Origin of the sequence: Paenibacillus sp. PSB04, assembly GCF_025809195.1 — a bacterium.
GTDB lineage: Bacteria > Bacillota > Bacilli > Paenibacillales > Paenibacillaceae > Paenibacillus_AQ > Paenibacillus_AQ favisporus.
In genome coordinates, this window is the sequence record NZ_CP081301.1 from 2,922,722 (window position 1) to 2,935,887 (window position 13,166).

At 59.2% G+C, this 13,166-nt stretch carries 9 protein-coding genes; 6 read left to right on the top strand and 3 right to left on the bottom strand.

Features of this window, described 5'->3' with window-relative positions; all coding sequences use genetic code 11:
* Positions 1 to 10: 10 nt before the first annotated feature.
* The 5 genes from K2F33_RS13550 (at position 11) to K2F33_RS13570 (ending at position 8,710) form a co-directional block, all read left to right on the top strand.
* The gene (locus K2F33_RS13550; RefSeq protein ID WP_263881982.1) at positions 11 to 2,767 is read left to right on the top strand and encodes an alpha-mannosidase; all 2,757 of its coding nucleotides are present in this window, start codon (positions 11 to 13) and stop codon (positions 2,765 to 2,767) included.
* Between the two features lie 35 nt (positions 2,768 to 2,802).
* Positions 2,803 to 3,834 carry a carbohydrate-binding family 9-like protein gene (locus K2F33_RS13555; RefSeq protein WP_263881983.1) on the top strand — a complete coding sequence of 344 codons (1,032 nt, stop codon included), beginning with the start codon at positions 2,803 to 2,805 and terminating at the stop codon, positions 3,832 to 3,834.
* Complete coding sequence (locus tag K2F33_RS13560; RefSeq protein WP_263881985.1) at positions 3,831 to 6,455, top strand: transglutaminase domain-containing protein; 2,625 nt, start codon at positions 3,831 to 3,833, stop codon at positions 6,453 to 6,455. Before K2F33_RS13555 ends, K2F33_RS13560 begins: the two co-directional genes overlap by 4 nt.
* Before the next feature lie 99 nt (positions 6,456 to 6,554).
* Positions 6,555 to 7,592, top strand: coding sequence for a glycoside hydrolase family 18 protein (locus tag K2F33_RS13565; protein WP_263881986.1), 1,038 nt, complete (start codon positions 6,555 to 6,557; stop codon positions 7,590 to 7,592).
* A 308-nt stretch (positions 7,593 to 7,900) separates the two neighbouring features.
* A complete protein-coding gene (locus tag K2F33_RS13570) occupies positions 7,901 to 8,710 on the top strand; it encodes an AAC(3) family N-acetyltransferase (RefSeq protein WP_263881987.1) in 810 nt (269 codons plus the stop codon).
* Between the two features lie 306 nt (positions 8,711 to 9,016).
* On the opposite strand, the gene K2F33_RS13575 is transcribed toward K2F33_RS13570, so the two are convergent.
* The gene (locus K2F33_RS13575; RefSeq protein WP_263881988.1) at positions 9,017 to 9,646 is read right to left on the bottom strand and encodes an FMN-dependent NADH-azoreductase; all 630 of its coding nucleotides are present in this window, start codon (positions 9,644 to 9,646) and stop codon (positions 9,017 to 9,019) included.
* Between the two features lie 134 nt (positions 9,647 to 9,780).
* Here K2F33_RS13575 and K2F33_RS13580 point away from each other — a divergent pair, with 134 nt between their 5' ends.
* Positions 9,781 to 10,140 carry a winged helix-turn-helix transcriptional regulator gene (locus tag K2F33_RS13580; protein WP_076173545.1) on the top strand — a complete coding sequence of 120 codons (360 nt, stop codon included), beginning with the start codon at positions 9,781 to 9,783 and terminating at the stop codon, positions 10,138 to 10,140.
* Between the two features lie 169 nt (positions 10,141 to 10,309).
* Here K2F33_RS13580 and K2F33_RS13585 read toward each other — a convergent pair whose 3' ends face one another.
* Positions 10,310 to 11,536 carry a formylglycine-generating enzyme family protein gene (locus K2F33_RS13585; RefSeq protein WP_318672447.1) on the bottom strand — a complete coding sequence of 409 codons (1,227 nt, stop codon included), beginning with the start codon at positions 11,534 to 11,536 and terminating at the stop codon, positions 10,310 to 10,312.
* A 264-nt stretch (positions 11,537 to 11,800) separates the two neighbouring features.
* Positions 11,801 to 13,027, bottom strand: a complete 1,227-nt coding sequence (locus K2F33_RS13590; protein ID WP_089550361.1) for an ROK family protein — start codon at positions 13,025 to 13,027, stop codon at positions 11,801 to 11,803.
* Positions 13,028 to 13,166 lie beyond the last annotated feature (139 nt).

Below are 13,166 nucleotides of genomic sequence, written 5' to 3' on the forward strand. Positions count from 1 at the left end.
GGAAGAACACATGCCAAACCGCAAAACGGCTCATATCGTATCCCACACCCATTGGGACCGGGAATGGTATCTGCCCTATGAGAAGCATCATGTCCGTCTGATAAAACTGATGGATGCGCTGCTGGACAAGCTGGATGAGGATCCGGAATACCGCAGCTTTTTCCTGGACGGCCAGACGATCATTCTGGAGGATTACCTACAGGTCCGGCCGCAGCAGCAGGCGCGGCTTGAGAAGCATATTTCGGACGGCCGCATCCTGATCGGCCCCTGGTACATCCTGCAGGACGCGTTTCTGACGAGCAGCGAGGCCAATGTGCGCAACATGCTGATCGGGCACAAGGACGCCAAGCGCTACGGCCAGCCGGCCAAAATAGGCTACTTTCCCGACACCTTCGGGCTTGCCGGACAAACGCCCCAGCTGATGCGGCAGTCCGGCATCCATAACGCCTTCTTCGGGCGGGGCGTGAAGCCTACTGGTTTTAACAACACGGTCGCCGACGGCGATTACGAATCCTCCTTCTCCGAGCTGGAGTGGGAGGGGCCGGACGGCTCCAAGGTGCTCGGCATCCTGTTCGCCAACTGGTATTCGAACGGGAATGAAGTGCCTGCGGATCCGGGCGAGGCGAAAGAATTCTGGCAGCGCAAGCTGGCGGACGCCGCCAAGTATGCTTCCACCGGGGAGCTGCTGTTCATGAACGGCTGTGACCACCAGCCGATCCAGCTCGATCTGCCGGAGGCGATCCGCACGGCGCGCGAACTGTTCCCGGATACGGACTTCGTCCATTCCAATTTCATCGATTATTTGGCGGCCCTCGAATCCTCGCTGGACCGTGAATTGTCCTCCGTCCGGGGCGAGCTGCGTAGCCAGCGGACGGACGGCTGGGGGACGCTCGTCAATACGGCTTCCTCCCGCGTCTACCTGAAGCAGTTGAATCAGCGGGGCCAAGCGATGCTCGAGAAGGTAGCCGAGCCGCTTGCAGCTTATGCCAGCCTGCTCGGTGCGGCGTATCCACATGATCTCCTGCAGTACGCCTGGAAGACGCTGATGCAGAACCACCCGCATGACAGCATCTGCGGCTGCAGCGTGGACGAAGTGCACCGCGAGATGGTCACCCGCTTCGAGAAAAGCCGGCATGTCGCCGAAGCGGTTGCGGACGACAGACTGCAGTCTATTGCGGAACACATCGACACTACCGGCTTTGCGGCGTTCGGGCCGGATGCTGTTCCGTTCACCGTCTTCAATACGACCGGCGGCACGCGGACCGGCACGGTCAGCGTCGAAGTCGACGTGCTCCGTCATTATTTCCGGGAAGGCATTCCGTTCGGCGAAATGAAATCGCGGGTGAAGCAGCTCGAGCTGGCGGACCGGATCGTGGTGGACAGCGAGGGACGGAAAGTGGACTGCACGATCACCGACCTGGGACTGCAGTTCGGATACGATTTGCCAGACGACAAGTTCCGGCAGCCTTATTTTGCCCGTAAGGTCCGGGTGGAGCTGGAGGCGGCGGACGTTCCCGCGAACGGCTTCAGCACCTACGCGGTCGTCCGCTCGGCTTCCCAAGCCGCAGCATCGGCGGAACGGGCCACGCTTGTCACCGGGGACCGATCCATGGAAAACGAATACGTGTCAGTTAGCATTGAAAACGATGGGTCGGTGACGCTGACGGACAAGGCGAGCGGCCAGATTTACTCTAATTTGTGCGTTTACGAGGACAGCGGGGACATCGGCAATGAATACATGTACCGCCAGCCGGACGGGGAAACCCCGCTGACGACCCGGAATACAGCAGCCGAGATTACGATTCTGGCCGACAAGCCTTACGAGGCGTCCTTCCGGGTCGTTCATGCCTGGGACATTCCCAAGGGAGCGGAGGAGAAGCTTGCGCAGGAGCAGCAGGAGCTCATATGGTTCACCGGCCGATCGTCTGGCCGCTCCAAGGAGACCGTCCGGATCGTCATCGAGACGAACTTGACGCTGGAGAAGGGATCACGCGGTTTGAAGGTAACTTCCCGCTTCAATAACCAAGCCAAGGATCACCGGCTGCGGATGCTGTTCCCGACCGGTCTTGCCAGCAACGTTCACCAGGCGGATTCCATGTTCGAGGTCGTGACCCGCGGCAACGAGCCGTCCGCCGAATGGACCAACCCGAGTTACTGTCACCACCAGCAGGCTTTTGCCAGCATCCAGAACGGGCGGACGGGACTCACGGTCGCGAACCTGGGCCTGAACGAATACGAGGTGCTGCAGGATGGACAGAACACGATTGCGGTGACGCTGCTGCGCTCCGTCGGCGAGCTGGGCGACTGGGGCGTATTCCCGACACCAGAGGCGCAGTGCCTGGGCGAAGCCTATGCCGAGCTGATGATCATCCCGCACGGTCTTGCGAAACCTGAGGCTGCGTATAACGAAGCCTATCAGTTCCAGGTACCGTGGACGGGCGTACAGGTCGGCCTGCATGCGGGCAGCCTCCCGCCGGTTTATCAATGGTTCGGCTGGCAGGGAGAAGGAATAGCACAGTCCGCGGTGAAAAGAAGTGAGGAGACAGGAGACCTCATCTTCCGCTGGTACAATTTGACCTCGCGCGGCAGCGAGCTTGCCGTAACGCCGACATTTGCGTATCGCCAGGCATATCGAAGCAATATTCTGGAAGAGCGGCAGGATGCGGTGGAAGCGGTGCAGCCCGGAGGGGCGCTCCGCGTAGCGGCCGGGCCGGCCGAGATCGTGACGCTGGCCTTGGAGATTGCGGATACCGGCAATATAGGTTAACGATCGATGCAGAACGAATAACGGAGGGAATCGCGATGAATCTAAGCGGAGTGCCGGAGCCTAGGATTGAATATGCTCCCAAACATTATATTTGCCGGCGGGCGCAAGGGCCGCTCGTCCTGGACGGACGCCTGGACAAGCCATTCTGGTCCGAAGCGCAGTGGACGGAGGATTTCGTCGATATCGAGGGCGATCTGCGCCCCAAGCCGGCCAAGCAGACCCGGGTCAAAATGCTGTGGGACGACGAATATTTCTACTTCGGCGCGGAGCTGATCGAGGATCAGATCTGGGCCACGCTGACCGAGCGGGATTCGGTCATTTTCTACGACAACGATTTTGAAATCTTTATCGATCCCGACGGGGATACGCACCAATATTACGAGTTTGAAATCAATGCGCTGAATACGGTCTGGGACCTGCTGCTGGTACAGCCTTACCGCGACGGCGGACCTCCGGTCAACGGCTGGGATATCGCCGGCCTGCAGACCGCGGTGCATATTGACGGCGAGCTGAACCGTCCGGATGCAGACAACCGCAAGTGGAGCGTGGAAGTGGCGATCCCGTGGGCGAGCCTGAAGGAATGTGCGCCTGAGGGGCGCCGCCCGGCTACCGGCGAGTTCTGGCGCGTCAACTTCTCGCGGGTAGAGTGGCGGACGGAGGTTCAGGACGGCGAATACCGCAAGGTGTTGAACCCCGAGACCGGCAAGCCGTACCCTGAGGACAACTGGGTATGGTCGCCGATGGGCATCATCAACATGCATTATCCGGAGCTCTGGGGGTACGTCGTATTCTCGGACGGAGAAGTGCCCCAGGATTTTGAGCTGCCGGAGGACGAGCGGATCAAGTGGGAGCTTCGCAAGCTCTATTACCGCGAGCGCAACCACTATGAGGCCCATGGACGGTTTACGGCGGAATGGGAGCAGCTGAAGGGTGAAGATTCCTGGACGATTCAACCGGAGATCGAAGTAACCCGCAGCCTGTTTCAACTGACGGCGCCGTCCGCGGACGGACGAGCGGTGTACTGCATCCGCGAAGACGGAAAGCTGTGGAAGGAGGAAGCGAAATGACGACGCATACGACCGCATTCTCGCTGGATCAGGAGATGCTGAAGCGGATCGAGGAGAAATTTCAGGAGAAGATGGCACTGGCCGAATCCCGGAAACAGGAGCTGTTCGGCGTGTTTGAGGAGGCTTTGACCGCCGAGGAGACATGGGCTTTGAAATATTTGTACGCGTACATGCCGGTCAACGACCTGGCGGATTACGACGGTGCGCTGTTTCTGAGCCATGTGCGCCGCACGCTGGCGATCCGCAAGCAGGTGCCTTGGGGAGAGCGGGTGCCGGATCACCTCTTCCTGCACTTCGTCCTCCCATACCGGGTGAATACTGAAAATATCGAGGATTCGCGCAGCATATTGTATAACGAACTGGCGGAGCGGACCGCCGGACTGTCCATGGCGGACGCGATCCTGGAAACGAACTACTGGTGCCACGAAAAGGCGACCTACGTCGGCAGCGATCTGCGGACGATTTCGCCCCTGACGATGATCCGCACGGCCCGTGGCCGCTGCGGGGAAGAGTCGACGCTCGCCGTGGCTGCGCTGCGCAGCATCGGCATTCCTGCGCGCCAGGTCTATACCCCGCGCTGGGCGCACTGCGACGACAACCACGCCTGGGTGGAAGCGTGGGCCGATGGGCAGTGGTACTACATCGGCGCCTGCGAGCCGGAAGCCCGCCTGAACCAGGGCTGGTTCACTCCGCCGGCACGACGTGCGATGCTGATCAACACGAGAATCTACGCCGATTATCCGGGGCCTGAAGATATTACGCTGGCCGACGAATGGTTTACGGAGATCAACCTGCTGGAAAATTACGCGCCGACGCAGACCATCCGCGTGACGGTAAAAGATGAGGCCGGCGTTCCGGTAGAGGGGGCCGAGGTGCGCTTCGAGCTGTACAACATGGCGGAGCTGTACCCGATCGCCACGCTTCCGACGGACGAGCGGGGCGAAGCCTCCTTCAAGACGGGCTTCGGCGACCTGGTCATCCGCGCCGTCAAGGACGGCCGCTGGGGCGAGACCAAGATTTCGGTCCGGGACAGCGAGCGCTTTGAGCTGACTCTGGACTGCTCCGTTCAGCCGGAAGGAACGGCCGACTTTGACATGGTGCCGCCGCCCGAACGGGAAGGGGAAGCTGCTGATGCCGTCACGGAAGAGAAGCAGCAGCGCCACAACGCCCAGATCGAGGAAGGTACGCGCATCCGGACCGCATTCGAGGAAACTTTCCTCGGCGGGGACGAAGCCGCCCGATTGGCGAAGGCGGCGGGGCTTCCGGCCGAGCGTGTCGAGGCGGTGCTGGGCAAGGCCCGGGGCAACGGCCGTGAAATCGCGGCTTTCCTGGAAGAGCGTTCCGGCGAATTCGGAGAATGGCCGCTTCGGCTCCTGGAATCGCTGAACGACAAGGACCTGGCAGATACATTCCGGCCGGCGCTGGACGACCATCTGACCGGAGCGCTGACTCGCCGCGGCGATTGGGATGAGGAGCTCTTCGTTCGGTACATTTTGTGCCCGCGCGTGCTGTTCGAAATGATCGTGCCGTACCGGAAATTCTTCCAGGAAGCCTTTACGCCGGAGGAGACAGCCGCGTATCAGGCCGATCCGGCGCAGCTGGCCCGCCGCCTGGAGCAGGGCTTCGGTCTATGGGAGGACCTGCCGAATCTGCTTGGCAAAGGCAATCCGGTCGGTACCTATCGGCTGGGCAAGGGCGACCCGGTGTCGCTCGGCATCTTGTTCGTGGCCGCCAGCCGCAGCCTTGGCATCCCGGCCCGCCTGCACCCGAGCGAGCAGAAGCCGCAGTATTGGCAGGACGGCGGATGGAAAGACGCGCCATTCACCCTGTATGCCTCCGCCGAGGAGACCGGAAGTGCAGGCTGGGGCATGCTGCGCCTGCTGCGGGATGAGGCGGCCGGCCCGGATGCGCCTGCCGCATCCTACAGCGAGAACTTTACGTTCGCCCGGCTTGAAAACGGCGTATACAAAACGCTGGTATACCCGTTTGGCCAAACCGACGTGTACGACGTGCCTTTTGAAGTGGAGCCGGGTGCCTATCGCCTGACAACGGGCATCCGTCTGAAGGACGGGACCGTACGGGTGCGCCTCAGCTACTTTACGGTGAGCGAAGGGGACACGACGGAGGTTCCGCTGACGTTCCGCGAAGCTGCCGAGGAGGTGCCGGTGCTGGGCACGCTGGATGGCGGCGGGGAAGTTACGCGCTTTGACGGGACGGCCGCCGCGCTGGGCGGCTTGATCGGTTCCAAGGGTGCCATCACGGCCTGGATCGAGCCTGAGCGCGAGCCGACCAAGCACCTACTGCGTGAGCTCGGGGAGCTGGCGGAGTCGTTTGACAAGCTGGCGCTGCCGATCGTCCTGATCATTGGAGATCGGGAGTGGACGGCGTCGTTCGATCCGGCCGCTTATCCGAATCTGCCGGCGCAAACGGCGTTTGTACGGGATTCCAGCTATGCTTCCCTGCCTGACCTGATTTCGTCTTCGGCTGCAAACGAAGCGGGCTACCCGCATCTGTTCGTGCTGGACGGCCAGAATCAGATCCGGTACACGGCATCCGGCTATAAGATCGGCACGGGGAAAGAGGCGCTGCAGATTTTATCGGCGGTAACAAAGCAGGGGTAAGCCGGCAGAGCAAGCCGATCCAACAGAACAACCTAACATAACAACTCAACCGGGATCGAGATTCTGGTACAACCCAATAAGAAACGGAGTGTCTTAAGTATGTCGAAAAAATATATTGTGGCGGGTTACGCCGTGGACGCCGTGCTGCCGGAGATGACGGCGGAGGACCTGTCCAGGCTGACCCATCTGAACGTGGCGTTCGGCCATGTCCGGGATGACGAGATTACGACGGAGCATTTGAAGAACGGCGAGGCGATCCGGTCCATCAAGCGGGAGCATCCCGAGCTGACGCTGCTGCTGTCGGTCGGCGGCTGGAGCGCGGGCGGCTTCTCCGAAGCGGCCGCAACCGAAGAAGGAAGAGCCCGCATGGCGGCATCGGCCGTACGGGTGCTGAACGAGTACCCGTTTGACGGGATCGACTTGGACTGGGAGTATCCGTGCTACGGCGAGGCGGACATCGCCGCCAGTCCGGATGACAAGCACAACTTTACGCTGCTGCTGGCGGCGATTCGGGAAGCGCTCGACGCCAAAGGCGCCGCGGACGGCCGCCACTACCTGCTGACGATCGCGGCGGGGGCGGACCAATATTACGTGGACGGCACAGAGATGGATCAGGTGCAGAAGTACCTCGATTTCGTGCAGCTGATGACCTACGACATGCGGGGCGGCTTCCAGGTGCTGACAGGCCATCATACGAACCTGTACACCGGAACGGGCGATTTGTTCCGTATCAGCACGGATGCTTCCGTGAACATCTTTGTCCGGGCAGGCGTGCCGCGGGAAAAAATCGTGATCGGAGCGGCGTTCTACTCCCGCATCTGGAACGAGGTCCCGGACCGCAACCGCGGACTGTACCAAATGGCGGGCACGACAGGCGGATACGGCCCATCCTTTACAGAACTGGCTGCCGATTATATCGATAAAAACGGCTATACGCGCTACTGGGATGAGGAAGCCCGCGCGCCGTTCCTGTTTAACGGGTCGAGCCTGATCTCCTACGATGACGAGGAATCCATCCGGCATAAATGCGAGTACGTGAAGGAGCAGGGACTGGCCGGCATCATGTTCTGGGAATACGGCTGCGACCGGACGCACCGCCTGCTGGGCGCGATGCACGAAGGGCTGGGCGCCAAGTAAAGGGAAGGTCCTAGCCGAAATTAGCCAAAACGAGCCGAATGAAAGTACCACGATTTGAACAGACGATGCTTCAAGACCACCGGTTTGTCTAACGCCTCGGATTTCATGCATCCTTTCCTTGATCCAGGGGAAGGATGCATTTTTCTTTATCCAATGCCCGGGTTCGTACAGGCAGCTTTCCATAGGGCTCGTTTCATACCCGTTTACTTCATGGCACGGCCGTTTGCATGGCTTGGTCCCGATGTTCATCCCATACTTGATCGGAGCTGCCCCAATTTGCCACAATGGAACAATGGAGGTGGATTGACATGGGAGAAAGAAAAGTCATTGACGCTTCGGCGAAGCTGAACACGGTGGAGTCGATCCGGGCGGATCTCGGCCGTCTCGGCGTCCGGGAGGGTGACACCCTGCTGGTGCATTCCTCGCTATCCAAAATCGGCTGGGTGTGCGGCGATGCGGAAGCCGTCATTCTGGCGCTGCAGCAGGCGCTCGGCAGTGCCGGGACGCTGGTGATGCCGGCCCACAGCGGCCAGAATTCCGATCCGGCGGAATGGGTGAGCCCGCCCGTACCATCCGCATGGCTGGAGGAAATTTACGCGCATATGCCGGCGTTTGACCCGGATTACACGGCGACCCGGGCGATGGGGAGAATCGCGGAGCAGTTCCGCTCGCTGCCGGGAACCCTCCGCTCGTATCATCCGCAGGTGTCGTTTGCAGCCAGGGGCCCGCTTGCGGCAGAAATTACAGGTGTACACGCGCTGACGCCGCAGTTCGGCCAGGATTCGCCGCTGGGGGCCCTGTACCGGCTGGATGCCAAGGTGCTGCTGCTTGGGGTCGGATACGACTCATGCACGACCTTTCATATGGCAGAGACGCAGATCGAGGATATGCCGCGGAAAAGAATGGGGGCCGCCATTCGGGAGGACGGCGTGAGAACGTGGAAATGGTTCGAAGACTATGCCTACGATTCCGACGACTTTGACCGGCTCGGGCAGGATTTTGAAGAGCAGGGACATGCTGCTGTCGGTAAGGTGGGCATGGCGGAATGCCGGCTGCTGCCCGTCAGGGCGGCCGTGGATTATGCGGCTTCATGGTTAAAAAAGCACCGCTTCGCATAAGAAGCGGTGCCTTCTGCCTGTTGAGAAACTTCAACGGGCTTTTTTTTAGAGATAAGAAAGTATAAGTTTCGGAGCTTCTGCTTCCTGATCTCGCAAGAAAAACTTCCTCTAGACGCGGTCTGTCTTCTTTGAAAGTACGTCGATAGACGTTTTTCTTATCATTCAGGAAATGATGCGGCTTGATTTCCTAAGGAGATGGGAGGTTCCCCTTATCCAAAAGTGAAGATGGGTTTCACAAGATGAGTTTCACTTCCGGTGGATTCATTCTTGCGGCTGTCAGTTCGGCGAGAACGATGGCGTCCTCAATTAGAAACGTTTGGCAGCTTCCTTAGCCTGTGCAATCGCTTTTTCTTTTATAAAAGGAGCCTGCTCTGATACCGCCGTTCCTTCAACAAAAATAGCTTCAGTTTCGATTCCATAGAACTGTAAAATGGTTTTCATATAGCTGAATCCCATTTCTATTGAAGCTAAAGGGCCTTCCGAATAAACGGAACCGCTGGCTTGAATGTGCAAGGCTTTCTTGCCGGGCAGCAGACCTACAGGACCATTTTCGGTATACTTGAACGTCTTGCCCGGAATGGAGGTCGCATCCGTGTATGCTTTCAAAACCGGCGGAACCGTAAAATTCCACATCGGGGACACAAAAACGTACTTATCGGCTGCCATAAATTGATTAAGAATTTCCTCAAGACGAGCCACTTTTGATTTTTCAGCCTCGGACAGCTGATCCAAAGACGAACCCGCCCGAAGCTTTCCCCACCCCCTTAAAACATCAGCATCGATTTGCGGAATGTTTTCTTTATACAGATCCAAATGAACAACTTCGTCGGTTGGATTTGCTTCGCGGTACGCTCCAATAAATTGTTTGCCCACCGTAAGGCTATAAGATTCCTCCGGATTAAGGGGATGAGCGGTGATGTACAGTACAGTTGCCATGCTTCAAACTTCCCTTCTGTAATATGATTAAGGACACTTACAATGCTGATCATATAATACTAACTTACTTATGGTAAGTAGGCACATTAATGTGGTATAGTAACAAAAAAGGTACCGTAAACGGAGGTGGGCCTATGCAAAAGAACCCTGCCCAATGTCAATTCGTAGTTGCGCTGGATTCGATCGTTGGCAAATGGAAGCCGATTATCCTTTATCATTTGCTTCAAGGCAAGCCTTTGCGGTTCAATGAACTCAGAAGATTGCTGCCTGATATCACGCAAAGAATGCTTACGCTCCATCTGCGCGAATTGGAGGAAGAGGAGATCGTTAAACGAGTCGTTTATCCGCAAGTCCCGCCGAAAGTGGAATACTCCATCACGGAATACGGCAAGAGCCTGTCGCCGATTTTGGAATCTCTGCATCAATGGGGAGTAGCCCATGTTAAGCGAAAACAGCTCAAAATGAATAATCAAGAACAAACAGAAACGGACTAGCATCATAATCGCTAGTCCGTTTCATTCTGTTTCGAAACACATAATACCGAGCGGTGATTGCGAAGCGTGTCTGGGACCGCAGCCTGGCGTCAGCTCGAAGGAAGCCAAATAAGCTAACGCCAAAAAGGCACCGCTTCGCATGAGGAGCGGTGCCTTTTTGGGCTCGTCGTTACAGATCCGCTACCACGCGGAAACCGATGTTGCCTGTAGAGCTGTCCGGCGTGTTGCCGCTGCGCGCAGCGACGCGGTACCGGTTGCAGTAGGATTGATGGCATAAGTACGATCCGCCCTTCATGAGGCGGGCGTTTCCCTGGGCAGGCCCTTCCGGCCGGTCCGAAGATCCGCGCTGTGCCGGGTCGGATGTAAACCAGTCCCGGCACCATTCCCATACGTTGCCCGACATGTTGTACAGCCCGTATCCGTTCGGAAGATAGGCATCCACGGGAGCGGTGCCGAGGTAGCCGTCGCTGGCATGGTTTTTGGTAGGGAATACGCCCTGCCAAATGTTGCAGCGGTGTTCGCCGCCGGGGCGCAGCACGTCGCCCCAAGGGTAACGCTTGCGCTCCAGGCCGCCGCGGGCCGCGGCTTCCCACTCTCCTTCGGTGGGCAGCCGAACGCCGGCCCAGGCGCAGTAAGCGGCAGCGTCATTCCAGGAGACGTGGACCACGGGATGGTCCATCCGGTCACCGATGCCGCTGCCGGGGCCTTCCGGCTCCCGCCAGGTGGCGCCTTCGACGCCGAGCCACCATGGCGTCCGCTCCGGAGAGCCAACGATCTCCACCTGCTGGGGATCCGGGATCAGCAGCTGGAAAACGTACGACCAGCCGAATTTCTCGGCTTCGGTGACGTAACCGGTCGCCTGGACGAAAGCGGCGAATTCGGCGTTCGTGACGGCATAAGGCGACATGCGGAATGCCGGGATGTGCACTGGCCGCGCAGGCCCTTCCGCATCCGAGGCGAAGCCTTCCCCGTCATCGGTGCCGAGGATATAGGTACCCTCGGGGATGATCGGCCATTGGGAAGGATCGGGCTGAGCGGAATGTTCCGCCAGGCTCGGCTCCTGCTGGGCGGCTGAGCTGTGGAAACGCTCGGCTGCAGAGCCGGTATAAGCCGGCGAAGCTTCCTTGGGATCAGCTGATGCTGCCGCCGGTGTGCTCGATTCCTGGCCGGTTTCTGCCCTGCCGGATCCTTGAAGCTGCGGAAAGCTGCTTGCGGCCCCTGTTTCCCCTTCGTGAAAATCCTTTGCTTCACGCGCGTTTAAGTCCCCGGCAGCAGGCGTTCCGCAGGCGGGAGCCTGCAAAGCGGCTTCACGCCCGGCAGAACAGCAGCAGGAGGAGGTTTCGGCCTTCCCGGCATTTCCCGACGTTGGAACGGTGGAGGAGGTCTCTTGGGTCATTTTGGTCCTTGCTCCTTTCCTGGTAGGAGGATGTTCTTTCTTTCATGTTTTATGTCCGTTCGGATTTAACCCGTGTCCGTCCGCTTGCTGGCAACAGCTCAAGCCCGTCTGGCCTCATAGCTGGGCAAGCATCCGTGTGCCCTCTGGGAGGGCGGCGGTCGCAGCGGGCACTGAGGGTCTCAACAGGCTTTGAGGGCAAGGCGGCCCCCAAAAACGAGCTATGAGGGCGCTGCTGGCCCTCAAGGCTTCACGGCCGCAACCAGCTCAGCAGGTCAGTTGCTCCAGCATCAGGAGCGCCGCCCCGACGGCGATCGCTTCTTCGCCATAGCTGCCTTTGCTGAAAATGACCTGATATTTCGGGTAATGGTACGTCTTGCGGATGGCGGTCTGGGTCGCCGTATAGAAGAACAGGTTCGAATCCGTCATCAGCGGTCCGCCTAGAACGACCTTCTCGGGATACAAAATGTTCAGCAGGTTGGCCAGGCCGATGCCGAAGTACGTTGCCGCCTGGGTCACGACTTCCGTGACCATCGGATCCATCTGCTTCAGCGCCTGCATAATGTGACTGAAGCGGGCCGGCTCGCCCGGCTCCAGCATCTGCTGCAGCCGGCTGCTGCGGCCGATCCGCAGCCGGGAGTTCACCTCGCGTTCGATCGCATGGACCGACGCGTAGGAATCGAGGCAGCCGTGGTTGCCTTTGGCGGTTCGGTAAGGGATGCCATCCGCCTGGATGATCATCTGCCCGAACGAGCCCTCCATATCGGCTGCCCCATAGATCAGCTTGCTGTCCGACATCATGGACAGCCGCAGGCCCGTGCCGCCATGCACATACAGCATGTGGCGGAAATCCTTGCCGCGGTTCGCCCATGCTTCGGCGACGATGGCGGCATTGGCGCCGTTGTCGAGCAGCACTGGAACGTGCAGCGCCTCCTCGATCAGGCGCACGATCTCGACATGCTGCCAGCCCGGCGCGGCAAACCACTCCGGCTCCTCGATGATGCCCGCCTCGCGGTCGAGCGGGCCGACGGCGCCGATACCCATGCCGATGATTTGATCCAGCGGGATGCCGTGCGCGGCAATCCATTCCCGGGCCCGGCCGACAACCTCGCCGATGAGCCGCTCCGGCGTCATGTCGACTGTCATGTCCCATTCAGCTGCTTCCAGCGTCTGCCCGGCTAAATCGAGCAAAATGAGGCGGGAGACGACGCGGGAGACATCCAGGCCAAACGCATAGCCGTACTCGCCCCGGACCTGGTACAGAATCGGACGCCGTCCCCCGGTTGAAGCGCCGAGGCCGCTCTCACTAATGACGCCGATGGAGACAAGCTCGTCGAGGACGCGGGTCAGCGTACTGATCGTCAGTCCGCTTGACGCCAGCAGGTCGCTCTTGGAAATCTCCTGCTTGCGCCGGATATCATAGAACAGTTCCTTGGCTTTCGGTGATGGAATGCGTTCTTTTACATTCCATCTCTCTTCCTTAAAATCTTGCATATCGTCGTTATCCTCACTATTCTGAACCGTTAAGGCCAGCGGCTGGTACCCCACAATATAATCCGGCGGCCAACGCCGGAAGGGCTCTGCTGGCAATGGTTTTTCTACAATTATACGTACAGGCTGCTTCATGATTATC